We start from the raw sequence: 26,480 nt of genomic DNA, 5'->3' as shown, positions 1-26,480 counted from the left end.
TTATTCTCCCCCTTGCAGGCTTATTAAGTAACGCACAGCAAGCTTATAGCCTTCAGCTCCAAGACCGACAATCTGCCCTTTCGCAACTGGAGCAATAACCGATTGATGTCTGAATTCCTCTCTGGCGTATAAGTTTGATAAATGCACCTCAACTACAGGAAGACTGATGCTTGAAACGGCATCCCTGATCGCATAGCTGTAATGACTCAGAGCGCCAGGATTCAGAACAATCCCGTCGTATTGCTCCTCAGCCTCATGTATCGCATCTATCAAATCACCTTCGTGATTAGACTGGAAGAAAGTGAGCTGGATTTGTAAGGCTTCTGCAAATTGAAAAAGATCTGTTTCAATATCAGTCAGTGTCCGGCGGCCGAATACCTCTTGCTCACGCTTCCCGAGCTGATTGACATTCGGTCCGTTCAACATTAAAAAATGAGGCACAGGAATCTCTCCTTTTCGCGAGGGTTTCTCATGTAAAAAATGTTCACTTCTCGTGAACATTTTATCATACTGGAAAAGGATAATACACTATTCTCTATGCGTTCCCAGCGCACGTGCCAGCTTTTCTGAATTCAGCATATTGTATTCAAACGAAATAGAATAACCGACAAACAGCCCGTAAAGCAAATAGATACAAATGGTCGTAATCACTGTGTCTGCTTTCAGTTCTGTCACCGCGCGCACATCAGGAAAAATCGGGTTAAAAACAAAAAACACGAGCAGCCAAAGCAGCAAACCGTATAAAATACCTGCCCACATTGTTTTTAAACGTTTCATGAGAAGAAAATAAATAAACGCTGCGCCAACTGAAAGAAGTCCGATTAAAATGATGCTGATCACGGTTCCTAGCCCTTGTTTTTTCCACTCTCCGAGCACAAACGGCTGCAAAATCATATTCGGACTGATTTCCGAAAAATGAAATAAATATGCGATATAAGCAACGAAACTCCATAATACACCACCGCAAAAGCCTGTTGCAGCTACCCTTCCGGCCATCGGAACAGGCGGCCCTTGCCTCTCATTCACTTCTTCATTTTGTTCTGTATCTTTTTCGCTTGTCATTATGGCACCTCCAGTAAAAGTGTGCCCAAAAAATGAAATGTCAATAAAAAAGCTCACATTTTTTGACAAGAGCGAGTAAAATTTGAAAATAGAGGGTATACTGCATGTAGAAAAAGCAAGGCTATGGCAATTTTTCAGTCTGTCAATCTAGAGGTTTAGCGCTGTTTCCTGTACAATAGAGTAAAAGGAAATGGTTAGCAATCCTAAAGAAATAGGCAGGTTGATAATATGTCAAAACATAAAACTCCGCCCGCATACGGCGGGCAGGCAGTTGTGGAAGGCGTTATGTTTGGCGGAAAGCATCATTACGTTACAGCCATCAGAAGAACAGATAAAAGCATTGACTTTTTTAAGCTTCCCCGCAAACACAATCCGAAACTGAACATCGTAAAAAAGATACCGTTTTTACGGGGGATCGCGGCCATTATTGAAGCAAGCGCAAACGGGACAAAGCATTTGAATTTTTCAAGTGAACGTTACGGGCTCGATCCCGCTGAAGACGAGACACTTGACCAGGCAGAAAAAAAATCCTCAGGGCTGTCCATGTATCTCAGCCTCGCGGTAATCGGCGTCTTATCATTTTTGTTCAGTAAGTTCGTATTTACATTGGTTCCCGTTTTCTTAGCTGAACTGACAAGACCGATATTTTCATCGGACACAGCGCAAATCGCGGTTGAAAGCTTATTTAAGCTGATGCTGCTGCTTGGCTACATTTATTTTTTATCCATGACACCGCTCATTAAAAGAGTGTTTCAATATCATGGGGCCGAACACAAAGTCATAAACTGTTACGAACAGAATTTCCCAATTACAGTGGAGAATGTGCAAAACCAATCCCGGCTTCATTATCGTTGCGGATCAAGCTTTATTTTATTTACGGTTATTGTCGGCATGTTTGTCTATTTGCTTGTTCCGACAGATCCGCTTTGGCTGCGTGTTATAGATCGTGTTGCACTGATACCGGTCGTACTCGGCATATCCTTTGAAGTTCTGCAGCTGACAAACAAAGTTCGTGATATTCCCGGACTGAAATTTCTTGGGTACCCGGGACTCTGGCTTCAGCTGTTAACAACAAAAGAACCTAAGGATGACCAGGTTGAAGTTGCCATCGAAAGCTTTAACGAGCTTCTCAAACTCGAAGAAATGTCTGAACAAGATCAGAAGCCTTCTCACAACGTCATCTAGTATCGTTGCCCTGCTATTATTTTCGGAGGTGGACAGTTATGAATCATCGTGTACAACCTATTATTGCTGTTTTAATTGCGCTGGGAGCGTTCGGTTTCCTCTATATGCTGGTAACAAATCCCGGAGAAATAGCAAAAATGGCGATCACCATCATCGTGGCAGGTATCATTATTTATTTTATTGTAAAATACGTAATGAATCGAAATGCCGGCAGTGAAGGAGCGGCCTTCAAAAAAGCGGCGAAACAGTCGCGGCGCCGGATGAAGGAATCAAAAGCAAAGCACCGCGCCGGACATAAGGCACGTGTCAGCCACCTGCGAAGCGTTCCGAACGCAAGCAAGCCTAAGCCGATGATTCTCAAGAAAAAAAGCCAGACTCAGCTGACTGTTATAGAAGGAAAAAAAAATAAAAAGAAAAACAGAGCGCTTTTTTAATAGGTCCACTTTCTCAAAAACTGCTCAGTCTGTCTTTTTCCTAGCTCTATGAGGGCTAGTTTTTTTTGTTTTGTCACATAAAAATCGGTTGCCATCACGTCATCAACCGGCAGAAAAATGATGTTTTGTTCATAGCGTGACGCGATATGCCTTGCGTCATGTGCATCCTTCATCGTTTCAAACAGAGCTGCAAACAGTTCAAAAGCATTGCGGATGTTTTTTTTCGGACGCTCTCTTTCCCGCGGCGCGAGCGTAACACCGATCACAGGTCGTTTTCTTTCCTTAGAAAACAGCCAGATTGGAAAATTGCTTAACACCCCTCCGTCAACTACCGTGGCAGCGCCACTCTCCGTTTTTAATTTTATCGGTTCAAAGAAATACGGAATGCTGCAGCTCATTCTGACCGCTCTGGCAACCGGAAACATATCGGGATTTAACCCGTAACGACCCAAATCGTCTGGCAAAACAATCATGGTGCCGTTTGTCAGATCAGAAGCGATAAGGCGCAGAGACCCTTTAGGCAAATCACCGAAAACCCTTATGCCTTTCGCTCTTAACAGATCAGCAATCCACTTTTCTATTGTGTCGCCTTTGTATAAGCCGAGACGCCAGTAGATGGAAATCCACTGGAGCATCTTTAAGGGAAGAAATGAGTATCGCTGGTCCAGCAATTTCTCTCCGTCCACTTCTTCAATCAAAGTGCGGATTTCCTTACCGGTGTATCCTGACGCAATGAAAGCGGCAATGATGGCGCCTGCGCTTGTACCTGCAACTCTTTTAAAGCGGAAGCCCTTTTCCTCAAGCATTTCATAAGCGCCTGCCAGTGCAATGCCTTTTACTCCTCCGCCGGAAAACACACCGTCAATATACATCTCATTCCCTCCCCCTCCATCCGATCGTTTACTATCATTTTAAGAAAACACGCAAGGAAATAGACCAACGAATGACACCTGACGCAATGCATCAAAAAAGACGGCCTCAAGGGAGGCCGTCTTTTCACTGATTATGTTGTTCTGATTTCTTTTGGATTAATTTCAGATCTTTTTTACGGGCATCATCTTCTTCAAAATATTGAACAAGATCTCCGATGCGATCAATGCTGTTCCAGCTTAAATGATGTTCGATTCCTTCAACATCGTTATATATTTTCTCTTCATCAACACCAATGATTCTTAAAAACTGCTCAAGCAATTCATGTCTGTATACTAGCCGTTTGCCTATTTTTTTCCCTTTAGACGTTAACACGAGACCGCGATATTTTTCATAAATTAAATATTCGTCTTTATCTAGTTTTTGAACCATTTTCGTTACAGAGGAGGGGTGGACTGCTAATGCTTCCGCGATATCGGAAACCCGTGCATATCCTTTTTCTTCAATCAGCATATAAATCTGTTCAATATAATCTTCCATACTTGGTGTTGTCATCAAAACCCTCCCAAAAAGCACCTTAACTTTATAAACCATTACAAGTTTACACTAATAAACTTGAAAAAACAAGGTTGCTCCGCGGGACAAAAGCCCTGTTTACCGCTTATAATTCCATTCGTCTGAGGCGTATTTTGTTTCTGCCAAATGATGAACAAAATCAAGCTCTTCTTTAGACAGTTCGTACGGTTCCAACTGAATGTTAAGGCCTGTTTCAAAGCCTTCTTTAAAGGCTATACGAGCCTCATCCATCGTCACCCGCTTATCAGTGAGTTCATTAATGGCAACGGCTTTGTTTTTGAAATTGCGCTGCATCCGTTCTCTGACTCTTTCACTCGGATACAAAAACAGATCGAACAGCTTGTCCTCATCAAGATCAAGCAAAATAGAGCCGTGCTGAAGAATGACGCCTTTTTGTCTCGTTTGTGCGCTTCCCGCCACCTTGCGGCCCTCGACCACAAGCTCATACCACGAAGGCGCGTCGAAACAAACGGATGACCGCGGATTTTTTAAGCTTTCTTTTTCTTTTTCTGTTCTCGGGATGGCAAAGTAAGCGTCCAGTCCAAGATTTCTAAAGCCTTGGAGTATGCCTTCGGAAATGACCCGGTATGCCTCAGTTACAGTCGCCGGCATTTCGGGATGCTCTTCCGAAACAATCACACTGTATGTCAATTCCTGATCGTGCAGCACACCTCTCCCGCCGGTTGGCCGTCTGACGAACCCAAGATTATACTTATGTACTGCTTCAAAATTAATTTCCTTTTTAATATTTTGAAAATACCCGACAGAAAGAGTCGCCGGATTCCAGCCATAAAAACGGATAACCGGAGGAATTTTCTTTTCACTGTGCCAATATAAAAGCGCTTCATCAAGCGCCATATTGAATGCAGGACTTGCGTTTCCTGAGTCTATAAACCGCCAAGTTTCTTTTTCCATTTTGAGACCTTCCTTACCATTTTAATAGATTTAGTTTATCAAACTGCCGGGAAAATGAAAAATATTTTCGTTCCATTATGGATGACAATCTCGCTCTGCTTTACTATAATAGTATTTGTCGAAAACGGCTCTATAGCCTTGTTTTATTGAGCAAGGTTTTGATTTTATATGATAAAGGAGTAGAATCACATTGTCTAATATGATCATATTGATTATTTTTGCTGCGTTTCTCGTTTATATGATTGCTTCATATGTCTATCAGCAGCGAATTATGAAAACACTTACGGAAGAAGAATTTCGCGCGGGTTACCGCAAAGCGCAGCTCATTGACGTTCGTGAACCGAATGAGTTTGATGGCGGACATATTTTAGGCGCCCGCAACATCCCTCTTTCCCAGCTGAAACAGAGAAAAAATGAAATCCGTCCGGACAAGCCTGTCTATCTGTACTGCCAAAACAGTGTCCGCAGCGGACGCGCGGCACAAACCTTGCGCAAAAACGGCTGCACTGAGATTTACAACCTAAAAGGCGGCTTTAAAAAATGGGGCGGAAAAATTAAAGCAAAGAACTAAAGCAAAACATAAAAAAATCCTTCTTTCGTTCAATGAGAACGTTTGAAGGATTTTTTTGTCACATGCTTTTTTCACTCGACAGCCTGAGAGGTCTATCTTTCATTCACACGTTTTTTACTGTGTTTTTGAAACTTTGCTTTCAAGTGAAATAGGTTTTTCTGTTTTCGTTCTTCTAATCTTTACAGATATACCTACTAGAATGACCGCCATCGTTGTAAAGATTCCCATGGTTAATAAGATCGTATCTTGATTTAAACTCCATCCAATTAAGAAAGAGATGATCGCTCCCCCGAAACTTGCCGAAGCAATAAATAAACTTGTAACTTCGTCAACGTACTTCTGAATAATGATTGAGGCCAGTGTTAAAGCAATCGGAAATATGCCCGCTATGCTTAAGCCAATCAAAAATGTACCGCCCAATTGAAGGATTGGGTTACTTAAATAAGAGAAAGCGATTAACAAAACAATTAAACTACTACAACTAAATAGGAGGTACTTGGAAAAATCCAACTTTCTGCTTACTACACCAATCAGTATTCTTCCTATGATGATCCCTACCCAGAAGAAGGAGACACTTATAAGGCTAATTTGTTCATTGTCTTGGTTGATCATGATGGAAGGTAGAAAGTTGGCGAAATTTGTTTCTATCCCTGCATATAGGAAAGCGAAAAACACAAAAAAGCCTAACTGCTTTGATTTTTTTCTGTCTCCAATAAAATATTGAAAGGCCCCTGTGTCTGGCAATGATACTTGCTGGTTAGCATTTTTAGCGTACTTGCGATTCTTGGATAAGAAAAGGAACCATCCTGCTAATAGGACGAACAAAAAGGTGAATATGCAGTAATACGGTACATACCAGTTATCGATATTGATGAAGGAATTAACGAATAATGGAAAAGATAAAGCGCCTACTCCGAAGAGGACCTCCAACTTACTCATTTTTTCTGCATTACTTGTGAAATTAGCAATCACAAAGGAACCAACTGTCGTTTCCAACGTACCTGCTCCATACCCTAAGAGAAAAGCCATGACCACAATATAGTACCAATCCTTAGTGAGAAAAAAGATGCTTAACGCCGCGAGCATGATTGTCAAAGCTAAAGTAAGTGTCCTAAAGTGACTGTATTTCTTAATCATTAACGGTGCGATTAATACTCCGCTTAGGAATCCCGTAAACTGAAAGAAAATGATGACTGAAATATCATCTGTTGTCTTATAAAAAGATTCTAATAGAAATGGTGTCAAACTCCCTGTTGATATATGGATAATGCCTACTGTAAAAAAGAAAGCATAGCCAAATAAATATGTTCCTCTTATCATTCAATACACCCCTAGATGAAAAAGCAGGAAAATAAATTCCTGCTTTTTTAGTAACTTGCCTCTTCGAATGAATTGGCTGCTAAACAGACATTTTTTGAAGGTTGCTGTCTTTCTCAAAGAACATTTCTAATACTTCCTGAGATCTAAATCCATCGTTAAAAGATGGGATCTCCACCCAATCTTTCTGAGTTGATTCAATCCAATTAACTAACTCACTTCTAAAAGAATCAGCCCACCCATAAAATTCGTTTGGCGGATCGTTTAACAGGCTTTGCGGTACTGGACAATCTACCGCGCTTAAGCCATCTATGAGCTGGTAAACATGAGGATTACCTGTGTGGTATTTAAACTCTTTTTTGTGTCCAACTACCTCGATACTAAAACCACAGTCTTCAGGCACAGAACTTTTTGATGTGATAATATTTACAAATACCTTGTTCTTCAGTTGACCATAAATTTCTGCATAGTCATCTACAAGTACCTGTTTTTCCTCTTTTGTTTTTACATTTGTGTTCATCTTTGCCCTTACTGATTCTGGGATAAAATCACTCTCAAACAAATACCATACCATGTCGATAAGGTGGATACCGAGATCTCCCAATGAACCGCTAGTCTTCTTACTATTAGCGTCATCTCTCCAAGTAAAATTCTTACGTCTAATTGCACTATTTTTCTTAAAGTGTACTTTTATGGACAGTATGTTACCTAGTTCATGATTGATAATTAAGCTTTTTAAGATATTTACGTAAGGCAAATATCTATAATTAAATCCCATGCAAGCCCTTACGTCTAACCTTTCAGCTGTATCTTTCATTATGCTTGCTTCTTCAAGAGAAATCGCCATAGGCTTTTCACACAGCACATGCTTGTGTTTTGCTAATGCTTGCAAGGCATGTTCTTTATGGCAAAAGTTTGGAGATGCTACAATCAAACCTTCTGAATCATCAATGAGTTCATCTGCACTTTCATATACCTTCCCGCCGAACGTTTTAACAAAGCTTTTCGCATGTTGTTGACTTATGTCATACACCCCTGCTAACTCTGCATTTTTTATTGTAGATAAAGCTGTAGCATGCGCTCTGGCAATACCGCCTGCACCTATGATCCCAATCTTCTTCATATCTATTTCCTCCTCATGATCCAATTAATTTTTTCAAAGTATTCGTAATCCCTTTTGAGTACTCACTATTAGATATAAGGTGGTGCAAGTTTTTGGCTTCTTGTGTCGCATTCTTTAGAAGGTATCCATTCCCTACTGCCTGTAACATACGAACATCATTACCGCTATCTCCAAATGCGATCGCTTTTTCGGCATGTAGGTTGTGTTTCTCTAACATAAACTTTACAATTTCGTGTTTTCCTGTTCCCATGGGTATAAAATCCACATCATAGCTGCCCTCTGGATCACCAGCTAAGGGATTGCATCGATTGATATTAACTGAAACTCCGTATTCCTCGCAGATCTTTTCAATTGCTAACAGGTTTTTCTTATCGTTTATTTCATCTTGTTCCTGATAATAAAAATTATGCTTATACCGTGACTTTCCTAATTGCGTTTGAGGATCCAAAGAAATGTTATGACTTTCGTGTAATTGTTTCACAATTATGTCAATCTTTTTTTTACTAAACTCTTCATTTATACGACTGTTCCACTCATGATCCTGCTGTCCGAAGTTATGCTCTGAAAAGTACGTAATTTCTGTTCCAAGATCACTAGCTATAAAATGGGGGAAATATCTGAATTTACCCTGTCCCATTTTGTCAAGAACAGACTCTATACTGCTCCCGGTAACCCATCCGATCAGCAGTTCCCCGTCTTTGCTTTTTTGTTCTAGATAGTCTTCGAGTTCATATATATCTTCTTGCTTCTGTTCATCGATTGTATGCGGAAAATATGTTTCATCAAAATCACAAAAAACAATATACTTAGGATGCTCGACCGTGGGTAACGTTTTATACTCCAATTTCTTGCTTAATAACATCAAACAGTCCCTCCATTACTCTGTCCTGTTCTTCTAACGTAAATGACGGATATAAAGGCAAATGCAGCACCTGACTATGAGCCTTTTCCGTATGAATCAATTGGAGTTTTGCATACTTGTCCTGTACTAAAGGCGTTTTTTGCATATGAGACAGTATTGGGTAATATATATCTGTTTGAACACCATAATCTTCACTTAATTTCGTCATGATATCTGTTCTATCTTCTGCTCTTACCTTAATAGGAAACAGATGCCACACATGATCTTCACTTAATTCTGGCAATTCAATAAAGCCTTTATTCTGTAATTCTGCTAATTGAGTAATGTATCTATCCGCCAAAAAGAGTCTTTTGAAATTGTTTAATGAAAGATACTTCATTCTCTCTAAACCAATTGCTGCCTGTAAATTGTCCATTTTTGAATTAAATCCAAAATTGATGGTTTTTTTATTTTTCTCATTTACTTCAAAACCATGATAACTAAATTGAATGCATTTTTTAGCGAGTTCTTCATTATCAGTTGCTATCGCCCCAGCTTTGCCACATACACCAAAATTCTTGTATGGATTAAAGCTTAATGTCGTTACATCTGCATACTTTCCTAAGTCTGTCAATCCAATTCCTTGGCAAGCATCATCAATGACTTTCAAATTATAATGATTTGCTATTTGACGAATAGGCTTCATTTCGGAATGTTTTCCATATAAATGTACAGGCAGAATAAATTTTGTATGAGAAGTTATAGCTCCCTCAATTTTGTCAGGATCGATGCAGAATGTTTGCGGGTTAATATCTACATAGACAGGGACGCCTCCCACAGCTAACACAGCATTTTCAGTAGCCGAAAAGCTATTAGCCGGCATGATAACTTCATCCCCCGGCTTTAACCCTAAAGCTAATAATCCTATCATAATAGCATCCGTTCCGCTGCTAGTTGCAATTACATACCTTTTATGTAAATATGTAGATAAAGTTTTTTCAAATTGATTTAAATAGGGACCACTCGTAAATTTTCCAGTCGGCAACACTTTAGTTAACGTATTTAAGATATCATCCACTTCATCATTGGTTATTAACCGATCTACAGGCATAAAAGGGACTTTACTTATTTCACGATTTTTTTGATAGTTGAAAAGATCTTTTTCAATATCTGTATTTTCTTTTAATACTTGTCTCCATCGGTCGTTTGCAATACTGTCTTCAATAACAAGTTCTTTTCCTTGCGCGGCACCTTTTAAGTGTTTCAGCAGTAACATGTTTTCTTGACTTTTACCTGTAACCTTAACCTGTTTTTGCATGAACAGTACCTCCATTAATTTGTGATTCAAAAAATTTGTTACAAATTTATCCTAATTTCTGAAACCGATAACATGTCAATAACTTTTTTAAGGAAGGGAAAATATGCCTACAATTGATGAAATAGCAAAATTGTGCAAAGTGTCTAAAACAACAGTATCAAGAGTATTGAATAATCATCCTTATGTATCGAAAGAAAAAAGAGATATGATCTTAAAGACGATTAACGAACTTGACTACACTCCTAATTATTTAGCACGGAATTTCAGGAGAAATAAGACACAAACGATAGCTTTATCAGTTCCAAGTATCGACCATCCATTTTTCACTCAATTGATAAAAGGAGTTTCCCATGAAGCCCTTTCTAAGAATTACAAGGTCATTGTTTTTCAGACCTTTTATGACCGACAGACAGAGCTAGATCAATTAGAGTTATTGAAACACAAGGAAGTTGATGGTATTATTCTTGGAACTTTAGAAAACGAATGGGATAAGATAGCTCCTTTCTTAAAGTATGGGCCTATCCTATTATGTAATGAATATCATCACTCAGCGGACATCACGATCATTGGGTATGATGAATTTGAAGCCGCATACGCAGGGGTTGTACATTTAATCGAAAGAGGACATACAAAAATTGGATTTTGTTTTGATACGCCTTATAGCGAAGCTCAACGTCAGAGGAAAGAGGGTTACTTGAAAGCGCTGCAAGATTACAATTTACATCATAAAAACGAATGGATATTCGGCGAATTGTTTAATATCGAGGATGGCTTTCGTGTTTTTAATAAGATAAAAGATTTAAAGGACAGACCCTCAGCCATATTTACAGGAAATGATCAAGTCGCCGCAGGGATGATTAAACAGGCGATAACAAATGGCTTTCGTGTTCCAGAAGACTTAGCTGTCATTGGTTTTGACAACCAACTGATTTGCCAAGCAGTTACTCCGACTATAACAACGATTGATATTCCCATCATAGAATTAGGTCAACAGGCTGTGTTGAAAATCATCGAGAATATTTCGGACAACACTGCTTTAAACAGAAGAATTATTAAACTGCCAACGAAACTTATTATCAGAGAATCAACTTAACTATAGATGTTCACTTCTCTTTTCAATCAGGAAGCTGTATTTCGGAATTCTCATAAGTGGTCTGATTTCTTCGTCTTTCATTTCGTCTTCTGGTTGTATCATTTCAAATCTAATAACATCCCTCTTTTTCCACATTTCTTAAGGGCCACTTTAGAATATAAAAAGGCATTGGAACCATTTATGAATGCGTTAAGAATTCAGGTATTGCTTTAGCAAATTAAAAGATGACGAAAATGCATCAAGCTGGATCTGCTTAAACAGTTTCGCTTCGGCTAGAGTGGCCGCATAATCAAAAAATCCTTCAAACGTTCTCATTGAACGAAAGAAGGATTTTTTAATGCTCACGAATGATGCTGCAAAACAGACGCAGACATATAAAAAACACTTTGACAGTCAATATTAATGATTTGAACCCATCATCTATTAAGAAAGCTGTGTATATTTATCTTTTTTGCATCTCATACCTGAGCACTGGATGTCTCGCTGCTTTTGTCTCATCCATTCTTTTTACTATCGTTGTATGCGGTGCCTCCTGAACGAGCTCCGGCGTCTCCTCCGCTTCACTTGCAATTTGAATCATAGCGTCGATAAACGCGTCCAGCGTTTCCTTTGATTCCGTCTCAGTCGGCTCAATCATGATGCATTCTTCAACATTTAGCGGGAAATATATTGTAGGCGGATGATAGCCAAAATCCAGCAGCCGTTTAGCAATATCGAGCGTCCGCACTCCCAGCTTTTTCTGCCGCTTCCCTGACAATACAAATTCATGCTTACAATGGCGGTCATACGGAAGATCGTAATAAGGCGCAAGCTTTCTCATCATATAGTTGGCATTTAACACTGCGTTCTCAGTAACAGCCTTTAACCCGTCAGGCCCCATGGAGCGGATGTATGCATACGCTCTGACATTGATGCCGAAGTTCCCGTAATATGGCTTCACGCGGCCGATCGAATGAGGGCGGTCATCATCAAATGTAAAGCGCCCTTCTTTTTTGATTAAAACTGGTTTTGGCAAATAAGGAATCATGTCTTTTTTGACGCCGACAGGGCCAGAACCCGGACCTCCGCCTCCATGAGGACCAGTGAATGTTTTATGCAAGTTAAGATGCACTACATCAAAACCCATATCTCCCGGTCTAGCTTTGCTTAAAACGGCATTTAAATTCGCGCCGTCATAGTACAGCTTCCCTCCCGCTTGGTGAACAATATCCGCCATCTCGGTGATCTGTTCCTCAAACAAGCCGAGCGTATTCGGATTCGTCAGCATAAGAGCCGCAGTTTCTTCATTCACTGCTCTTTTTAAATCCTCCAGATCGACAAGCCCATTTTCATTTGATTTCACCATTATGGTTTCAAAGCCTGCTACTGTCGCTGAAGCAGGATTCGTCCCGTGCGCAGAATCAGGAACAATGACCTTCGTCCGCTTGAAATCGCCGCGCGCTTCATGATAGGCGCGGATCATCATCAGTCCAGTCCATTCGCCGTGCGCTCCGGCAGCGGGCTGAAGCGTGACCTCATCCATGCCTGTCATTTCCTCAAGGTGCTTGCTTAAATCATACAAAAGCTCTAAAGCGCCTTGCACCGTTTCCTCATCTTGTAAAGGATGAATCGCCGCAAATCCGGGAATTCGTGCGATTTTTTCATTTAGTTTCGGATTGTATTTCATGGTGCAGGAACCGAGCGGGTAAAAGCCGGAATCCACCCCGTGATTACGTTTGGACAGCGCTGTATAATGGCGCATAATATCCAGCTCAGACACCTCCGGGAGCTCTGCATCCTCGTCACGAATATAGGTGTCTGTCAATAGATCCTCCAATTCGATTTCCGGTACATCGAGCTCCGGCAGACTGTAGCCGATACGGCCTTCTCTGGAAAGCTCAAAAATAAGTGCCTGATCTTGGTTACTCATGGCGATCCCCCAATTCCTGAATGAGTGCGTCAATTTCTTCTTTTGTTCTCAGCTCCGTGACAGCAATCAGCATATGACAGTCCAGCTCTGGATACGTCAGGCCAAGATCATATCCGCCGATGATGCCTTTTGCCAGCAAACGCTGGTTCACAGCTTTTACCGGTTCATTCAGTTTAATGACAAATTCATTAAACATCGGTCCGTCAAACATAACGGTGAGACCCGCTTTTTTTGCTTCTTGCTTGGCATAGCTGGCTTTCAGAAGATTTTGGCGGGCGATTTCTTTTACCCCGTTTTTTCCGAGTGCCGTCATGGCCACTGAAGCCGCCAGCGCATTTAAAGCTTGGTTGGAGCATATGTTTGATGTCGCTTTATCCCGGCGGATGTGCTGCTCCCTGGCTTGTAAGGTAAGCACAAACCCCCTTTTTCCATTTTCGTCTTCCGTTTGTCCGACGAGACGGCCAGGCACCTTTCTCATCAATTTTTTAGTGACGGCAAAAAAACCGCAATGCGGGCCGCCATATGCTGAAGGAATCCCGAAAGGCTGCGCATCACCGACGACGATATCAGCCTGAAACTTGCCCGGCGGCGTGAGGAGGCCCAGCGAAAGCGGGTTGGCTGACACAATAAACATGGATTTCCCTTGGTGAGCGATGGGTTCAATCTCTTTTAACGGCTCAACCCGCCCGAAAAAATTAGGGTACTGAACAATCACTGCCGCGGTATCCTCGCAAACATTTTGGCGCAAAGCATCAAGATCGGTAACACCTTCTTTAGCGGGGATTTCAACGACTTCAATATACTGGCCTTTTGCGTATGTTTTCAGCACTTCTCTCGATTCAGGATGCACGGTTTTTGACACGACGATTTTTTTCTTTTTCGTATGGCCTGAAGCAAGCATAGCCGCTTCCGCCAAGGCTGTTCCTCCATCATACATAGAGGAGTTGGCGATATCCATTCCTGTCAGTTCACAGATCATTGTTTGGAATTCGAAAATGGCCTGAAGCTCTCCTTGGGAGATTTCCGGCTGGTAAGGCGTATACGCCGTATAAAACTCAGAGCGTGAAATGACATGATCCACAATGACAGGCTGATAGTGATCATACACACCTGCTCCTAAAAAAGACGTGTGCTTCAGGGTATCACGATTTTTAGAGGCCAGCTTTGTCAGCTCTTTTGTTAACTCCGTTTCTGATTTCGCTTTTTTCATTTGATACTCTTTTTTATATCTGACGTTTTCCGGTATATCGGCAAATAAATCATTGATGCTGCCTACACCGATAGCGGCAAGCATTTCCTGTTTATCCTTTTCAGTTGCGGGCAAATAACGGTGCTTCATGTGTTGACTCCTCTCCCAAGAAAAAATATTAGCGTTTATAAAATGGTGTTTTGACAACCTTTGCTTGCACTAATTGTTTGCGGATCTCCACCTCTACAATAGTCCCGATTTCACTCGTTTTTGCAGCAACTAGGGCAAGGCCGACGTTTTTCCCTAATGTCGGTGACTGTGTGCCTGTTGTCACCTTACCGACGGAATTACCATCATGGAACACTTCATAGCCGTGCCGCGGTATTCCTTTTTCAATCATTTCGAGGCCGACAAGCTTTCGCTTCGCTCCATTTTCTTTTTGTTCACTCAATACCGACTTGCCGAAAAAGTCAGACTCTTTTTTGTGCTTTACAGCAAAGCCTATACCTGCTTCAATCGGTGTAATATCCCGGGTCAGCTCCTGGCCGTAAAGCGGGAGCTTCGCTTCAAATCGGAGCGTATCACGTGCGCCGAGACCGCATGGAATTAATTCGTACACTTCTCCAGCACCCATGATTTCTTTCCAAATATAAACGGCATCATCAGCGCGGCAGTAAATTTCAAACCCATCCTCACCCGTATAACCGGTCCGCGAAATAAGCGCTTTACAGCCGCTGATATCAGCATCATCGATAAATGCAAACGGCTTTAATGCAGATAGATTTGCAGATGTCAGCGTTTTTAAAATAGCTTCTGCTTTTGGCCCTTGCAGAGCCAAGAGCGCAATTTCATCTGACTGATTGTCAATTCGCACATCACCTGCCGCATGTTCTTCCATCCACTTCAGGTCTTTCTCTATATTAGAAGCATTAACGACGAGCAGATAGCGGCTTGCTCCTTTTTGATAGACAAGTAAATCATCGACGGTCCCGCCATCTGGATAACACATCGCCGTGTATAACGCACGGCCTGGCGTCAGCAAGGAAACATCATTGGTCATCAGCTTTTGCAAAAAAGGCAGACTGTCGTTTCCTGACACTTCGATTTCTCCCATATGTGAAACATCAAACAGCCCGGCCGCAGTACGAACAGCCTTGTGCTCCTTTTTGATAGAAGAAAATTGAACAGGAAGATCCCAGCCCCCAAAATCAATCGTTTTCCCTCCATATTCTTTGTACAGTTCAAATAACGGCGTTCTTTTCAGCATTGGATTCCTCCTCTTTTTCAACGGCGCAGCTAAAAATAGATACAAAAAAGGACAGAGAAACACCTCATGTAAAATGAAGGTTCTCTGTCCTGGCACCTGAAAGTTTACTTTGCATACACAAAGACGTCCCCTTTGGTGGCTTGCATACCCGCAAACACTCTCCAGAGTTGCGTCGAGCAAGAGTTCTTTTGCCTGAGAGATTCACTTTCACAGTTTGCTCCTTCGGCGCCTGTATCCCGAGGTTTTCGGCCAGGTCTCTCCCCTTGCTGTCATTCGCTCATATTTTCATGCTGTTATGGACATACTATAGCAATATCTTACATTCAATACATACTCATATCCTACCACCATCACGATATGCCGGGCAACAGCAATTTGGGCAGATTTTTCTTCAATGTTCATTTTAAGAATCGAAGAATAAGAAAGGCGGTTTCAAAGTATGGACGCAGACATAATCTATGATGCAAAATGGCCTGAAGAATTCGCGAACAGGCTGAAAAACGACGGCCCGTGGGCGAACTGGGAACTGTACAAGCTATCTGCAGAAATCCAACAAACATTAGCCGTTCCTGAATTTGAAGGCTTGCGGGCCCCTTTATATTTGCCTTCCTTTACACCGCTCCCTCACCAGCTTGAGGTTGCACAAAAAGTAGTTGAAAAAATGAACGGGAAAGCGATTTTAGCAGATGAGGTTGGTCTCGGGAAAACAGTTGAAGCCGGACTGATTTTAAAAGAATATATGATTCGCGGTTTAGCCAAAAAAATATTGATCCTCGTGCCTGCCTCCCTAGTGTCTCAATGGGTCAAAGAGCTTCAGGAAAAATTTTTGATCCCGGCTGTTGAACAAAAGAAAAGCTATGTGTGGGAGCAATACGATATTGTCGTCTCATCAATCGACACCGCAAAGCGCTCGCCCCACCGTGAAATTGTGCTGTCAATCCCATATGATCTCGTCATTATTGATGAGGCGCACAAATTAAAAAACAGCAGAACGAAGAACTATGAATTTGTCCGGAATCTCGTCAAGAAATATTGCCTGCTTCTAACCGCGACGCCCATTCAAAACCGCATCGAAGAAATTTTTAATTTGGTTTCCTTGTTAAAGCCTGGCCATTTAGGCAGCCAGAATCATTTTCAGGAAGAGTTCGCCAAGAAAAAATCCAGTTTGGAAGCACATGAGCATTTAAAAGATCTTGTAAATAAAGTCATGATCCGCAACAGGCGGCATGACACCGGACTGAATTGGAAACAGCGGCATGTTGAAACAGTGCCGATTGAATTTTCTCCATCAGAGCAGGCGCTTTACGATGAGATTTCCCGCTTGAAGGAAGGGATCAACAAACCGGCCAGCATGTTCTCCATTATGACCCTGCAAAGAGAATGCTGTTCGAGCAGAGAGGCTGTATATATGACGCTGAAGAAAATGCTTGATCAAAAAGAAAAACAAGCACCAGCCATCGATGAGCACACCATTTCGGTTTTAATAGAGCGCATCAATCAAGTGACACAAAATTCCAAAGCACTTCAAGTGGTTGAACTGATCAAAAAGATTGACGATAAGGTCATCATATTTACAGAATACCGGGCCACCCAAATTTACCTGCAATGGTTTCTTCAGCAAAATGGCATTAGTTCTGTGCCATTCAGAGGCGGATTTAAACGCGGGAAAAAAGACTGGATGAAAGATCTTTTTCGCGGAAAGGTCCAAGTACTGATTGCAACTGAAGCAGGCGGTGAAGGAATCAATCTGCAATTTTGCAATCACATGATCAACTATGACCTGCCATGGAACCCGATGCGCCTTGAGCAGAGAATCGGAAGAATTCACAGGCTTGGTCAGGAACGAGATGTACACATTTACAACATGGCAACAAAACATACGGTGGAAGAACATATTTTAAAGCTTCTATATGAAAAAATTCATTTGTTTGAGAATGTGGTTGGCGAACTTGATGATATTTTAACAAAAATTCAAGTGAACAATTTTGAAGAGCACCTGCACGATATTTTGTGTCATTCAGCAACAGAAGAAGAAATGAAAATAAAAATGGACAACTTAACCTCATTTTTGTCAAATCAGCAGCCAGCTGAAAAAAGAGGATCCTAGCCTGTAAGGAGGTTTTAAAGTGAGACAGCAAGAGGTTCACGATTTCCTGCTTCGTTTTTTTCGGGCAAACAGCTGCCAAATCGCCGAGCAAGGTCCAGGATATATGACAGTGCAGCTTACAGTTGAAATGGATAAACAGATCATGAATCGCCCTTTCTACTGGCACTGGCGCGAGAAGACAGGCGGCGACCCGAATCCCATGAAAATCACTTTTATTACAGATAAAGAAACCGCTCCAAAAGACCTAGACGGTGAATTTATTTATTTTGGAGCGCCGCGTCTTTTTCAAATATTTAATGCTGTTAAACAAAATGGGAGATTTACCAAAATGTATGAGAAAATTGAAACAGCCGGAGCTAAAGTTCCACTTCAGCCCTGGCTTGGTATAAATGTTACGATTTCATACCAGTCCGACATGAAAAAAGATAAGCTATTATCACTAGGTCTTCACCTAGTCTCTGGAACCATAATTGAAAAATTTCAAAGCAAGCTGACACAGCTGCTGCTGACATCTCAAATATGCGATTATTGCTTTACCATATCGCCTATGATTAAACCAGAAAGCGGACTGAAGCGGATGGAAAACTATATTGCCAAATCTGCTATGCAGGAACCGTCAGACTGGGCAGACCAGGCGGTAAGCAGATGGAGAAATGATATGACATTGCTTGATAAGTTTTATGAGCATATAGAAAAAAAACCAGAAGAGTATCATCTAGAAAAACAGGCGCTGAAAGCCTTGTACCAACCAAAGATATCAGTTGTCATTGAAAATGGCGGATTATTTTATCTGCAAAATAATATGTCAGTCTAACTTTTTTTACCATTCGACATCATTCTCGTTTTTTTTGAAAAAATGCGATTATAATAAAGGTATATCAGAAAAAAATCCTGGCAATTTAGATGGCAAATGACTTCCAGAGACCAATGAAGGTATGCAATAAGTCATGGCCGGACTGGCTGAAATACATAAACAAGTATTTTAGGAGGAGAAACTGCATGAAAAATGCAAAACAAGAGTACTTCGAACTAGATAAAGAATGGGTTGAATTAATGATGCAAGCAAAAGAAGCAAATATCAGCCCCGAAGAAATACGAAAATATTTACTTTTAAACAAAAAGTCTGCTCATCCTAGTCCGGCAGTCAGAAGTCATACCGTAAATCCTTTCTGAATGTGCTATAATATCACAAGGAAGGTGATGACATTGATTGGCCAGCGTATTAAACAATACCGTAAGGAAAAAGGCTACTCACTATCGGAACTAGCTGAAAAAGCTGGGGTAGCGAAGTCTTATTTAAGCTCAATAGAACGAAATCTACAAACGAACCCCTCCATTCAATTTCTCGAAAAAGTCTCCGCTGTTCTGGACGTCTCGGTTCATACTTTGCTCGATGAGAAACATGAAACCGAATACGATGGTCAATTAGATAGTGAATGGGAGAAATTGGTTCGCGATGCAATGACATCCGGGGTATCGAAAAAACAATTTCGTGAATTTTTAGATTATCAAAAGTGGAAAAAGTCCCAAAAAGAGGAGTAGTGCCTGAGCAGAGGCGCTAACTCCTCTTTTGTCAATAAACACAGAAACAGCCCAGTATATGGTATACCGGGCCGTCTCTTTTTTATTGCTGTTATTCAATTTTTATCCTCACTGTGCGCCTTTTCATTTTCCTCCACGTAACCGTCTTTATCCGTATGTTCCTTTTTAATTGTCAAACCATTCCATTGTGTCGCTTCAAACGAGAAGTGAAGCTGAATAGAGTTGCCTTGGTATTTATTTTGAACCATTAGCCCTTTTTCATCTTTTGTTTTGTCATCTTTGAATTTGATCTCCATTTTAACCTGATCGAAATCAGTCGGTGTTTTTGGAACACCATCGTATTCAGGAGCGGTTTTACCATCAATTGTTGCTACATTGACTTTACCGCTTGCATGTAAGAACTTAGGATCAATTTGTTTTTTGATTTTTTCAACAGCCGCTGTATCATTCTTAGCGGACATCAAATACAAGTCTTTTAGATTGGCATCATCTAAAATAATATTTTTCGGGTATCCATTTCCGCCCTCTTTTCCAACTGTCAATAAGGTCACTTCAAACTGACTGAGAAAATCTTCTGCAGATGTATTGCTGCCCCCGTTTGCTTTAAATTCACCATAATTCAGTGCCATTAACACCTCTTTGATCGCAAGAGAGCCGTTATTTTCAAATTGGAAGTCCTTTGTCAATTTGTCTCCCGGCTTAAGATTTGACAGGTTAACATTCGCTGAATTTTCTTTAGCAGATAAATCAAGCTTTCCTGATGCAAAAGCAGCATCCGTTGATTTAATGTCGTTAAATGCTGCCCAAGTTCCTCCTCCAACTAAAGCCAATCCTAGTGCCGCAGAAGCAACTCCTAAACTCAATTTCTTTTTCATATTCATGGCAAGCTCCCCTTTTATTGAATGATATAATATAGAAACCTGTTGCCAGGTTTACAACGATGTTAAGTGGACACGGTGCTGTCCTTTTCCTCTGTTTCCAAAGCTTTTGTCTTTCTTTCAACCTCTCTGATGGCATTGCTGATTGTCACGAATGCGTACACCAGCAGCATCACACCGGGAACAATCAGTAAAACAGCAGTTCCAATCGGCTGACTGGCGAAATAGAGCATATAACCGGCATAAGGAAGCTGAAAGCCTGTATATTGCGCGCGAACATTTTCGTCCGGTACAAGCGCTGAATCAGCTGCGGCGTTATTGTCTCCTTTTGTTTTAAATAACAAATGGTCTCCTTGCTTTGTCATATCAATAATTCTGTGGGTGACCGCCGTATTTGCATTCTGCATAAATGTAATGACGTCACCCTTTTGAAGTTCCTTTACATCAGTAATTTCTTTGACCAATATTAAGGAACCCGTGTTGAACTCCGGCTCCATTGAACCTGACAGAACTGATTTCAGCGTGTATCCAAATATTGCCGGCTCCCCCCCGGATGAACGCGTTGATATCACGACAAGTGTCAACACAATAATGAGAGTAAAGATAACCACATAGAGAATATTATTGATTAGCCTCATTGCTTTTTTCATCCTCTTCCCCGCCTTCCTTTTGAATTGATTGGATTTCTGTTTTTTCTGTTGCAGTTTCATGAGTTGACTCTTCTTCCTTTTCTTGTAAATCCTTTTGCGCTGTATCTTTCTCCTTTTTAACGGAAGACTTCAGTTCTTTTTTCGGAACTGTCGCTTTTTCATCGCACTTTGCAAGCGTCATAGGCTCCGACCACTCAAAAGTACTGCCGCTTGCCGGATAACCAACAGGTTTATATACTTTAAATGCATAAATGCCGGGTTTCATTTTTCTCTTTGTCTCAATTTTATAAAGATCGCTCGTTTGTTTGGAAACGTACCCTTTTTCGATCACGTTCCCATTCTTTAATGGTTTGCGGGCGTTTTCCAGCTTATGAAGCTCCCAACTCCACTTTGATTTCCTAAGTTTCTGCCCTGTATTTTTGAGCTCAGCAAACAAAGAAATTGGTGAGCATACAGTGCCGTTGGTATCCGTTTGATTAGACAGGTGCAAATCACTGCGATCCCAGCGCTTATCAAAATCGCAGTCTTTATCTGTATGCTGAAAGTCTGTACACGTTTGAAGCGGAAACTCAATCGTTTCAATATCATGAAAAGCAGCACTTGTATTACCCGAAAGCTGTAAACATATCGAGGCAGTCAGACTGACAATAACTGAAAGCTGAAACATAAGCCGTACTATCAGTTTTGTCTTCGTCTTTTGCTGAATGCGAGACAATTGAAACATATCGTACCTCCTATAAAACCCTGTCACCAAATATGACAATCGTTCTCTTTAAAGAACTAATAAATAAAGTATAATCAATATTTTGTCGATTGAAAACCACCAAAATCATTCATTTTGTTCTCTAAAAAGAATTTTTTCTCCATATTTCAATATCTTGCTCAGGATTGCTCATCTTTTTACTTTTTGAAATTTTTGGAATTATTATCCGCAAAATTAAATGTATAGTCAAATATGAGTTGGCTATCATAAAAAAGAAAGGGTGACAGCATGATGATCAAACGATGTGTAATTTGCCTTTCTTTTCTCATTTTTGGCCACACTGCCGCTCACACCCACGCAGAAGAAACACCGCTTGTAACCGTGCGTCACATGTCAAAATGGGAAGAGCTAGCAGTTAAAGAAGCAAAAAAAAGATACCCGCTCGCACAGGTACTGTTCAAACAAAAAGTATGGGATCGCAAAAGAAAAGATGAGGCAGTAAAGCAATACCATTTAACCCTGAAGGAAGGATCAAAGGAATTCGGCATTTTTGTCACAATTTCATTCGATCCCTATAGCCAAAAGGTCAATAAAATTGCCATATTAGAAGAATATCAATAAGGTCCTCCATTTTTGAAGGACCTTATTCGTTATATCTGTGATTATTTTTTTCGCTTCAGCCACATTCTGAAACCATAAGGAAAAATACCGAACCACTGCTGTGAAGCGGGCGTTTTCGTTTCTTTCCGCACCTCTTTTCGTTCTTTTCGCTCATCTCTCGGAGTATCTATATATTTGACAAATTGCTGTGTCATATATTTGACATAATCATTCGATTTCATGTGATCACCTCATCATTCAATTATTATGAAGTGTTGGCTCACCTGACTTTTTTTATACCATTTACTCTTCTTTATTCTGTCCAGCTCAGCAATTTTTTCTGTTTTTGATGAAAAACGATCCGGGCATTTCTTTCTGCCCCAGACTGTGTGATTGCTCTTAAGCTGATTTCTTTTTGTCCGTTTGCCGATGTATCGTAAATACGATAAGAAACTTGTCCATACGGAAATTCTTGGGATCCTTTTCGGCCTTTCCTCTGCTCAATAACATGCCGAATTGACAGAAGAGCACCGTTTTGAAGCAAATTCTCTCCCGTGTAAAACTCTTTTGTCTCCTTTTCAAACAAGCAGTGTGAAACATATTGAGAAGCAGTAAAATTCACCATCAGCAGTACAAGCGCGGAAACAAAAAGAACAGTTGGATAAATAAACCCTTTCGAGCAGTACATTTATCCTCCTCCTAAAGTTGTGTAAACCGGAAAAGCAGTTTGATACACTTTATCTTGCTTACTCTTAATTTCCAGCAACACAACACCCTTCTTAATATCAGCTTTCATGTCTGTAATATGATCTAGAATGGGAACATGTCCTTTCCCATCTACCCTTTTTCTTATCATTGAGTGATAAGTCTCAAAACGGATGTCTTGCCCGGAAGCATTGGTGCAGATCAGTACGCTTCCACGCCCGGCTGTCTTGACTGCTTGAGATTGCTTACACTCGTTCATCATCTGTTCCATCGAAATCAGCCATTCCTGCTGTAAAAATTCGTCGTGTGCCTGCTGCCATGACAAAAACATATGAAAGATGGCAGCTAACGATCCCGATATAAGCAAAAAGACGGAAAGTGAAAATAATACGTTAAGAAGCGTATAACCAGTCTGAGCGCAGAATGCTGAAGCAAAAGTTTTTTTCTTTATAAGCTTCTCCCGTAATGCATACGTTTTGATACTCCCCCTCCTCCTCCCAGTTTAGCGTATAGTTATTGTTGTTCTTTGAAACCTTTTTTGTCTCAGTTTCTTCACCAGTCATCATATATTGGCTAATGCTTTCATTCATTATCTGGTAACCAATTTCTCGAGATTCTGCCAAATTTTCAGCAGCTATCAGCTCGTTCCACAAGGGAACAACTGTCAGCAGCAGAAACAGCCACAAACTTAATGCAGACATTGTTTCTATTGTAGAAAAGCCTTTATTTTCTCTCCACATTGACTCTCCCGCTCCCTAAATAAACTGTTATGTCATAAGCGGTGTTCCCTTTCACTCGTATTTTTCCGCCTGCATTTGGGTGCCCTTTCTCATTAAAATCCAAATGGTCTTTTAATGTCTGCGGTTTTATAGAAAGTCCCGTAGCATACGGCCGTTCAATAACCGTATCACCTATGACTAATTGATATTCGTTTTGCTGAAAGAGAATTTTTGTTCTTTGTTGTCTGGATATTGCAGCCTGTTGTGCAAGCATCATATCGTTTTTCAGCTGCCATGCTACCTGCTGGACGGCTGTGTTTCCATAAACAGGAGGAAGTGTAGTAAATACAGCAATCAAGAGGATAGAAGCGAGGCTCAGCACAAGCAAATTTTCTAAAAGGGTAAATCCTTCCTCATTTAATTTAATGTTCAACCTTAACTTCTCCGCCAGTAATGATAATGTGCTTCCCATTTGGACAAACTGCATCCTTTTTCACATATCCCTCTGATTGTAAATCAGCAAGACTCGGTGTCTGTCCTTCATGATCAAGTTCAAATGCAGTCATTTGTGCCTTAATCATGTTTTGCAAACCTTCACAGCCCTTTTTTTGAATGGTTTGATTATGTTTCGTGACGTTCGGTATCGTTATTAAAAGCAAGATCGAAATAATGAATAGCACAATTAACATTTCAACAAGTGTAAATCCTTTCTCATTCATCAGCCTCTTCCTTTCACATTTGATTCATCATCTGATACATTGGCAAAAGCATTGATAAATACACAAGTAAGATCATCGCTGCCACAAACCCATAAATCATAGGCTGAAGGATGCCAGTCCACTTTTGCACCTTGTATTCCAGACGCTGCAATATGAACTGGCTGTATGTGAAAAGCTCTCGATCAAGGCGGCCGCTCAGCTGTCCGTGAGAGATGACTTTTGAAAAATCAGTTTCATAAAAAGGACTGCTGCCAATAGCGACTTCAATTGATTCACCAGCTTTCAGCCGTTCAATTACTTGTTCAGCCTCGCAGCGGTAGAAAGGGAGAAACGTTTGATGTTTAAATGCGTTAAGACTGTCATAAATTGAGAGACCTGATTGTAAAAGACTGCCTAGCTGCAAAGAAATAAAGTAGCTGTTAAACAGCCTGACAAGGTTTCCTATCAAAGGCATTCTCACACAAATAAGCATTTGCCCGGCAGGCGATTTTTTCTTAAACACAAACCAATAATAAAGCCCGACACCCGCTGCAAAAAAAGCAAATAAAATGAGAAAAAAATCGATATGTTGAAAAAAAGCAAAAAGCATGTCAGTCGAACGTGTGGTTTCCATATTCATTGATTGATAAATACCGGAAAACTGAGGAATGATAACAGCCTGCAGCATATAAAACATGGCAGCCACTGTGAAGATGAGGAAAAGCGGATATCTCAGCACCCTTTTCAGTTGGTCTGCCTGTGTCATTTTTCGTTCCAGCAGCTCGCCGCTCTGGATCATGGAAGCAGGCAATTCACCATGTGTTTCAGCAAAAAAACAAATACCTATAGCTTCCTTATGAAATGACAGCCTTTTTAATACTAGATAAAACGGTGCTCCTTCCCTCAGCTGTAACATTGCGTCAGTCAAATCTGAAACCTGCCTCTTATTCAGCTGGAGTTTCATCAGGCGTAATGCATCTAACATCGTATAACCGCCCGCCATCATTTCCCCAAGCCGCTTTAATAACTGGGCTTGATCCTTTAACGGCCAGGTTTTTCTAATCTGTCTCATGATAAACCCACCGGTCATAATTGTTTGTTGTCAAGTAGCCAAGCGCAATTCCTTTTCTGATAATTTGACGCAATGTTTGATATTGATAATTTGCATGATGTCCTTTGGCCTCCTGCATGCATTGCTGCAGATTTTGACCATAAAGCAGCTCATAAACGCTCGCTCTCCTGGTTTTTCGTAACTGGCGGCAATACACTGATGAACATCTGTCTTCACAAAACGGGCAAGCCAAATCAACTAGACGCTGAGCAGCAATGGCAATGACAGTCTGTTCGATTTCATTCATGTTGATGCCGAATTCAAGAAGCCTGTAAATCGCCCCCTTCGCATCTCTCGTATGAAGGCTTGTCAGTACCAGATGACCGGTCATCGCTGCCCGCACCGCAATTTTTGCTGTTTCTGCGTCTCTAATCTCACCTAAAATAATCATATCCGGGTCATGGCGCAAAATCGCCTTTAGCCCTGCGGAATATGTCACACCGGCTTTTTCATTCACCTGCACCTGAAGAACATCCTCATCCCTTGTTTCAACAGGGTCCTCCAGTGTGACAATATTTCGATTAAAGTGTTTTTTTGCATATTGAACAAGAGAGTATAGGGTAGTGGTCTTTCCTGAACCAGTCGGACCGGTAAAAATGAGCATACCGTGTGAATGTTTTAAAAATGAGAGTAAGGTCGCACCTGCCTTCGGAAATAATGATAGTTTATCAATTGAAGGGATATTGTATTGAGGCATCACTCTGATCACGAGGCTTTCTTCATTAATTGTGGGAAGCGTTGACATTCTTAAATGAACATTGCCCTCTTCTAACTTTAATGTAAGCGAACCATTTTGCGGTTTTCGTCTTTCTCCGATATCCATCGCTGAGAGAAATTTGAAATGTGAAATCAACCTTATACTTTCCTCTTTTTTCATATTTCTTTTTTTCAACAAAGCTTGATCAACCCGAAAATGAATGATGGCGTCCCGCTCTCTCGGCACAATGTGTATATCAGAAGCCTTTGTTACATATGCCTCTTCAATCAAGGTTCTGCTGATCTTTTCTATTGAATCCAATTTGATTCCCTCTCCTTTCAATGCGTATTGTAGAAAAAAACGAACCTGTAATCAAACCGGGAAAAAGTGATTTTCTGCG

General features: G+C 40.9%; 32 protein-coding genes and 1 riboswitch. Of the genes, 9 read left to right on the top strand and 23 right to left on the bottom strand.

The window, feature by feature from the left end:
* Together aroQ and BTW01_RS07875 are read right to left on the bottom strand one after the other, a co-directional pair.
* Window positions 1-441: a type II 3-dehydroquinate dehydratase gene (gene aroQ / locus BTW01_RS07880; RefSeq protein ID WP_162102452.1), complete on the bottom strand. Its 441-nt coding sequence runs from the start codon at window positions 439-441 to the stop codon at window positions 1-3.
* 87 nt (window positions 442-528) lie between these two features.
* Window positions 529-1,065 carry a YqhR family membrane protein gene (locus tag BTW01_RS07875; protein ID WP_162102811.1) on the bottom strand — a complete coding sequence of 179 codons (537 nt, stop codon included), beginning with the start codon at window positions 1,063-1,065 and terminating at the stop codon, window positions 529-531.
* A 225-nt stretch (window positions 1,066-1,290) separates the two neighbouring features.
* Here BTW01_RS07875 and BTW01_RS07870 point away from each other — a divergent pair, with 225 nt between their 5' ends.
* Together BTW01_RS07870 and BTW01_RS07865 are read left to right on the top strand one after the other, a co-directional pair.
* Window positions 1,291-2,247, top strand: coding sequence for a DUF1385 domain-containing protein (locus BTW01_RS07870; RefSeq protein WP_162102451.1), 957 nt, complete (start codon window positions 1,291-1,293; stop codon window positions 2,245-2,247).
* Between the two features lie 38 nt (window positions 2,248-2,285).
* Window positions 2,286-2,681 (top strand): SA1362 family protein, encoded by a 396-nt coding sequence (locus BTW01_RS07865; protein ID WP_162102450.1) that lies wholly within the window; start codon window positions 2,286-2,288, stop codon window positions 2,679-2,681.
* Here the strand turns inward: BTW01_RS07865 and BTW01_RS07860 are convergent.
* The 3 genes from BTW01_RS07860 to lipM all read right to left on the bottom strand — a co-directional run bounded on the left by BTW01_RS07860 (window position 2,678) and on the right by lipM (window position 5,042).
* Window positions 2,678-3,553: a patatin-like phospholipase family protein gene (locus BTW01_RS07860; protein ID WP_162102449.1), complete on the bottom strand. Its 876-nt coding sequence runs from the start codon at window positions 3,551-3,553 to the stop codon at window positions 2,678-2,680. The genes BTW01_RS07865 and BTW01_RS07860 overlap by 4 nt on opposite strands.
* Before the next feature lie 124 nt (window positions 3,554-3,677).
* A complete protein-coding gene (gene mntR, locus BTW01_RS07855; protein WP_162102448.1) occupies window positions 3,678-4,106 on the bottom strand; it encodes a transcriptional regulator MntR in 429 nt (142 codons plus the stop codon).
* A 99-nt stretch (window positions 4,107-4,205) separates the two neighbouring features.
* Complete coding sequence (gene lipM, locus BTW01_RS07850; RefSeq protein WP_162102447.1) at window positions 4,206-5,042, bottom strand: octanoyltransferase LipM; 837 nt, start codon at window positions 5,040-5,042, stop codon at window positions 4,206-4,208.
* A 190-nt stretch (window positions 5,043-5,232) separates the two neighbouring features.
* Between lipM and BTW01_RS07845 the strand changes: the two genes are divergently transcribed.
* Window positions 5,233-5,613 carry a rhodanese-like domain-containing protein gene (locus BTW01_RS07845; RefSeq protein ID WP_162102446.1) on the top strand — a complete coding sequence of 127 codons (381 nt, stop codon included), beginning with the start codon at window positions 5,233-5,235 and terminating at the stop codon, window positions 5,611-5,613.
* A gap of 114 nt (window positions 5,614-5,727) precedes the next feature.
* Here BTW01_RS07845 and BTW01_RS07840 read toward each other — a convergent pair whose 3' ends face one another.
* The 4 genes from BTW01_RS07840 to BTW01_RS07825 form a co-directional block, all read right to left on the bottom strand.
* On the bottom strand, window positions 5,728-6,933 hold the full coding sequence (locus BTW01_RS07840; RefSeq protein ID WP_162102445.1) for an MFS transporter: 1,206 nt from the start codon (window positions 6,931-6,933) through the stop codon (window positions 5,728-5,730).
* 79 nt (window positions 6,934-7,012) lie between these two features.
* Window positions 7,013-8,053 carry a Gfo/Idh/MocA family protein gene (locus tag BTW01_RS07835; RefSeq protein ID WP_162102444.1) on the bottom strand — a complete coding sequence of 347 codons (1,041 nt, stop codon included), beginning with the start codon at window positions 8,051-8,053 and terminating at the stop codon, window positions 7,013-7,015.
* A gap of 13 nt (window positions 8,054-8,066) precedes the next feature.
* Window positions 8,067-8,915: an HAD-IIB family hydrolase gene (locus BTW01_RS07830; RefSeq protein ID WP_162102443.1), complete on the bottom strand. Its 849-nt coding sequence runs from the start codon at window positions 8,913-8,915 to the stop codon at window positions 8,067-8,069.
* A complete protein-coding gene (locus BTW01_RS07825) occupies window positions 8,887-10,212 on the bottom strand; it encodes a DegT/DnrJ/EryC1/StrS family aminotransferase (protein ID WP_162102442.1) in 1,326 nt (441 codons plus the stop codon). The genes BTW01_RS07830 and BTW01_RS07825 overlap by 29 nt, the downstream gene beginning before the upstream one ends.
* 103 nt (window positions 10,213-10,315) lie before the next feature.
* Between BTW01_RS07825 and BTW01_RS07820 the strand changes: the two genes are divergently transcribed.
* The gene (locus tag BTW01_RS07820) at window positions 10,316-11,305 is read left to right on the top strand and encodes a LacI family DNA-binding transcriptional regulator (RefSeq protein WP_162102441.1); all 990 of its coding nucleotides are present in this window, start codon (window positions 10,316-10,318) and stop codon (window positions 11,303-11,305) included.
* Window positions 11,306-11,747: 442 nt separating this feature from the next.
* Here BTW01_RS07820 and gcvPB read toward each other — a convergent pair whose 3' ends face one another.
* From gcvPB to gcvT, 3 genes are read right to left on the bottom strand one after another with little or no spacing between them, the layout of a single operon-like run.
* A complete protein-coding gene (gcvPB, locus tag BTW01_RS07815) occupies window positions 11,748-13,214 on the bottom strand; it encodes an aminomethyl-transferring glycine dehydrogenase subunit GcvPB (RefSeq protein WP_162102440.1) in 1,467 nt (488 codons plus the stop codon).
* The gene (gene gcvPA / locus BTW01_RS07810) at window positions 13,207-14,553 is read right to left on the bottom strand and encodes an aminomethyl-transferring glycine dehydrogenase subunit GcvPA (protein ID WP_162102439.1); all 1,347 of its coding nucleotides are present in this window, start codon (window positions 14,551-14,553) and stop codon (window positions 13,207-13,209) included. The genes gcvPB and gcvPA overlap by 8 nt, the downstream gene beginning before the upstream one ends.
* A 28-nt stretch (window positions 14,554-14,581) precedes the next feature.
* Entirely contained in the window at window positions 14,582-15,670 is a 1,089-nt protein-coding gene (gcvT, locus tag BTW01_RS07805; protein WP_162102438.1) for a glycine cleavage system aminomethyltransferase GcvT, read from the bottom strand.
* 170 nt (window positions 15,671-15,840) lie between these two features.
* Window positions 15,841-15,943: riboswitch (glycine riboswitch) on the bottom strand.
* Between the two features lie 166 nt (window positions 15,944-16,109).
* Here gcvT and BTW01_RS07800 point away from each other — a divergent pair.
* From BTW01_RS07800 to sinR, 4 genes are all read left to right on the top strand, one after another.
* Window positions 16,110-17,777, top strand: a complete 1,668-nt coding sequence (locus tag BTW01_RS07800; protein WP_162102437.1) for a DEAD/DEAH box helicase — start codon at window positions 16,110-16,112, stop codon at window positions 17,775-17,777.
* Between the two features lie 19 nt (window positions 17,778-17,796).
* Window positions 17,797-18,591 carry a YqhG family protein gene (locus tag BTW01_RS07795; RefSeq protein WP_162102436.1) on the top strand — a complete coding sequence of 265 codons (795 nt, stop codon included), beginning with the start codon at window positions 17,797-17,799 and terminating at the stop codon, window positions 18,589-18,591.
* 185 nt (window positions 18,592-18,776) lie between these two features.
* Complete coding sequence (gene sinI / locus BTW01_RS07790) at window positions 18,777-18,950, top strand: anti-repressor SinI (protein WP_162102435.1); 174 nt, start codon at window positions 18,777-18,779, stop codon at window positions 18,948-18,950.
* Between the two features lie 33 nt (window positions 18,951-18,983).
* Window positions 18,984-19,319 carry a transcriptional regulator SinR gene (sinR, locus tag BTW01_RS07785; RefSeq protein WP_024715074.1) on the top strand — a complete coding sequence of 112 codons (336 nt, stop codon included), beginning with the start codon at window positions 18,984-18,986 and terminating at the stop codon, window positions 19,317-19,319.
* Between the two features lie 95 nt (window positions 19,320-19,414).
* Here the strand turns inward: sinR and tasA are convergent, their stop codons facing one another.
* The 3 genes from tasA to tapA all read right to left on the bottom strand — a co-directional run bounded on the left by tasA (window position 19,415) and on the right by tapA (window position 21,571).
* Window positions 19,415-20,200 carry a biofilm matrix protein TasA gene (gene tasA / locus BTW01_RS07780; RefSeq protein ID WP_162102434.1) on the bottom strand — a complete coding sequence of 262 codons (786 nt, stop codon included), beginning with the start codon at window positions 20,198-20,200 and terminating at the stop codon, window positions 19,415-19,417.
* A 62-nt stretch (window positions 20,201-20,262) separates the two neighbouring features.
* On the bottom strand, window positions 20,263-20,835 hold the full coding sequence (sipW, locus tag BTW01_RS07775; RefSeq protein ID WP_162102810.1) for a signal peptidase I SipW: 573 nt from the start codon (window positions 20,833-20,835) through the stop codon (window positions 20,263-20,265).
* A complete protein-coding gene (gene tapA / locus BTW01_RS07770; protein ID WP_162102433.1) occupies window positions 20,819-21,571 on the bottom strand; it encodes an amyloid fiber anchoring/assembly protein TapA in 753 nt (250 codons plus the stop codon). Before tapA ends, sipW begins: the two co-directional genes overlap by 17 nt.
* Window positions 21,572-21,838: 267 nt before the next feature.
* On the opposite strand from tapA, the gene BTW01_RS07765 reads away from it, so the two are divergent.
* Window positions 21,839-22,171 (top strand): YqzG/YhdC family protein, encoded by a 333-nt coding sequence (locus tag BTW01_RS07765; protein ID WP_162102432.1) that lies wholly within the window; start codon window positions 21,839-21,841, stop codon window positions 22,169-22,171.
* Window positions 22,172-22,212: 41 nt separating this feature from the next.
* On the opposite strand, the gene BTW01_RS07760 is transcribed toward BTW01_RS07765, so the two are convergent.
* From BTW01_RS07760 to comGA, 8 genes are all read right to left on the bottom strand, one after another.
* Window positions 22,213-22,392 (bottom strand): YqzE family protein, encoded by a 180-nt coding sequence (locus tag BTW01_RS07760; protein WP_162102431.1) that lies wholly within the window; start codon window positions 22,390-22,392, stop codon window positions 22,213-22,215.
* 71 nt (window positions 22,393-22,463) lie between these two features.
* A complete protein-coding gene (gene comGG / locus BTW01_RS07755) occupies window positions 22,464-22,838 on the bottom strand; it encodes a competence type IV pilus minor pilin ComGG (protein WP_162102430.1) in 375 nt (124 codons plus the stop codon).
* Window positions 22,839-23,222 carry a competence type IV pilus minor pilin ComGF gene (gene comGF, locus BTW01_RS07750; RefSeq protein ID WP_162102429.1) on the bottom strand — a complete coding sequence of 128 codons (384 nt, stop codon included), beginning with the start codon at window positions 23,220-23,222 and terminating at the stop codon, window positions 22,839-22,841. It abuts the gene before it with no gap.
* 25 nt (window positions 23,223-23,247) lie between these two features.
* Window positions 23,248-23,595, bottom strand: a complete 348-nt coding sequence (gene comGE, locus BTW01_RS07745; RefSeq protein WP_162102428.1) for a competence type IV pilus minor pilin ComGE — start codon at window positions 23,593-23,595, stop codon at window positions 23,248-23,250.
* A complete protein-coding gene (gene comGD, locus BTW01_RS07740; protein WP_162102427.1) occupies window positions 23,579-24,007 on the bottom strand; it encodes a competence type IV pilus minor pilin ComGD in 429 nt (142 codons plus the stop codon). The genes comGE and comGD overlap by 17 nt, the downstream gene beginning before the upstream one ends.
* On the bottom strand, window positions 23,997-24,293 hold the full coding sequence (gene comGC, locus BTW01_RS07735) for a comG operon protein ComGC (protein ID WP_014114400.1): 297 nt from the start codon (window positions 24,291-24,293) through the stop codon (window positions 23,997-23,999). The genes comGD and comGC overlap by 11 nt, the downstream gene beginning before the upstream one ends.
* A 13-nt stretch (window positions 24,294-24,306) precedes the next feature.
* The gene (comGB, locus tag BTW01_RS07730; protein WP_162102426.1) at window positions 24,307-25,344 is read right to left on the bottom strand and encodes a competence type IV pilus assembly protein ComGB; all 1,038 of its coding nucleotides are present in this window, start codon (window positions 25,342-25,344) and stop codon (window positions 24,307-24,309) included.
* On the bottom strand, window positions 25,331-26,401 hold the full coding sequence (gene comGA, locus BTW01_RS07725) for a competence protein ComGA (protein WP_162102425.1): 1,071 nt from the start codon (window positions 26,399-26,401) through the stop codon (window positions 25,331-25,333). Before comGA ends, comGB begins: the two co-directional genes overlap by 14 nt.
* Window positions 26,402-26,480: the final 79 nt, after the last annotated feature.

Origin of the sequence: Bacillus sp. SKDU12 (assembly GCF_010093085.1) — a bacterium.
Lineage (GTDB): Bacteria > Bacillota > Bacilli > Bacillales > Bacillaceae > Bacillus > Bacillus mexicanus.
This window is presented reverse-complemented; position numbering and strand designations above follow the sequence as displayed.

Bases quoted from the DNA above. Each gene is read 5' to 3' on its own strand.
- sinI (WP_162102435.1), top strand. From the start codon at position 18,777: ATGAAAAATGCAAAACAAGAGTACTTCGAACTAGATAAAGAATGGGTT.
- BTW01_RS07830 (WP_162102443.1), bottom strand. From the start codon at position 8,915: ATGTTATTAAGCAAGAAATTGGAGTATAAAACGTTACCCACGGTCGAG.
- comGE (WP_162102428.1), bottom strand. From the start codon at position 23,595: ATGTGGAGAGAAAATAAAGGCTTTTCTACAATAGAAACAATGTCTGCA.
- tapA (WP_162102433.1), bottom strand. From the start codon at position 21,571: ATGTTTCAATTGTCTCGCATTCAGCAAAAGACGAAGACAAAACTGATA.
- BTW01_RS07800 (WP_162102437.1), top strand. From the start codon at position 16,110: ATGGACGCAGACATAATCTATGATGCAAAATGGCCTGAAGAATTCGCG.
- BTW01_RS07860 (WP_162102449.1), bottom strand. From the start codon at position 3,553: ATGTATATTGACGGTGTGTTTTCCGGCGGAGGAGTAAAAGGCATTGCA.
- BTW01_RS07870 (WP_162102451.1), top strand. From the start codon at position 1,291: ATGTCAAAACATAAAACTCCGCCCGCATACGGCGGGCAGGCAGTTGTG.
- sipW (WP_162102810.1), bottom strand. From the start codon at position 20,835: ATGAGGCTAATCAATAATATTCTCTATGTGGTTATCTTTACTCTCATT.
- BTW01_RS07835 (WP_162102444.1), bottom strand. From the start codon at position 8,053: ATGAAGAAGATTGGGATCATAGGTGCAGGCGGTATTGCCAGAGCGCAT.
- BTW01_RS07865 (WP_162102450.1), top strand. From the start codon at position 2,286: ATGAATCATCGTGTACAACCTATTATTGCTGTTTTAATTGCGCTGGGA.
- BTW01_RS07765 (WP_162102432.1), top strand. From the start codon at position 21,839: ATGATGATCAAACGATGTGTAATTTGCCTTTCTTTTCTCATTTTTGGC.
- BTW01_RS07760 (WP_162102431.1), bottom strand. From the start codon at position 22,392: ATGAAATCGAATGATTATGTCAAATATATGACACAGCAATTTGTCAAA.
- BTW01_RS07825 (WP_162102442.1), bottom strand. From the start codon at position 10,212: ATGCAAAAACAGGTTAAGGTTACAGGTAAAAGTCAAGAAAACATGTTA.
- BTW01_RS07840 (WP_162102445.1), bottom strand. From the start codon at position 6,933: ATGATAAGAGGAACATATTTATTTGGCTATGCTTTCTTTTTTACAGTA.
- lipM (WP_162102447.1), bottom strand. From the start codon at position 5,042: ATGGAAAAAGAAACTTGGCGGTTTATAGACTCAGGAAACGCAAGTCCT.
- gcvPA (WP_162102439.1), bottom strand. From the start codon at position 14,553: ATGAAGCACCGTTATTTGCCCGCAACTGAAAAGGATAAACAGGAAATG.
- BTW01_RS07820 (WP_162102441.1), top strand. From the start codon at position 10,316: ATGCCTACAATTGATGAAATAGCAAAATTGTGCAAAGTGTCTAAAACA.
- comGG (WP_162102430.1), bottom strand. From the start codon at position 22,838: ATGTACTGCTCGAAAGGGTTTATTTATCCAACTGTTCTTTTTGTTTCC.
- mntR (WP_162102448.1), bottom strand. From the start codon at position 4,106: ATGACAACACCAAGTATGGAAGATTATATTGAACAGATTTATATGCTG.
- gcvT (WP_162102438.1), bottom strand. From the start codon at position 15,670: ATGCTGAAAAGAACGCCGTTATTTGAACTGTACAAAGAATATGGAGGG.
- tasA (WP_162102434.1), bottom strand. From the start codon at position 20,200: ATGAATATGAAAAAGAAATTGAGTTTAGGAGTTGCTTCTGCGGCACTA.
- comGC (WP_014114400.1), bottom strand. From the start codon at position 24,293: ATGAATGAGAAAGGATTTACACTTGTTGAAATGTTAATTGTGCTATTC.
- gcvPB (WP_162102440.1), bottom strand. From the start codon at position 13,214: ATGAGTAACCAAGATCAGGCACTTATTTTTGAGCTTTCCAGAGAAGGC.
- comGB (WP_162102426.1), bottom strand. From the start codon at position 25,344: ATGAGACAGATTAGAAAAACCTGGCCGTTAAAGGATCAAGCCCAGTTA.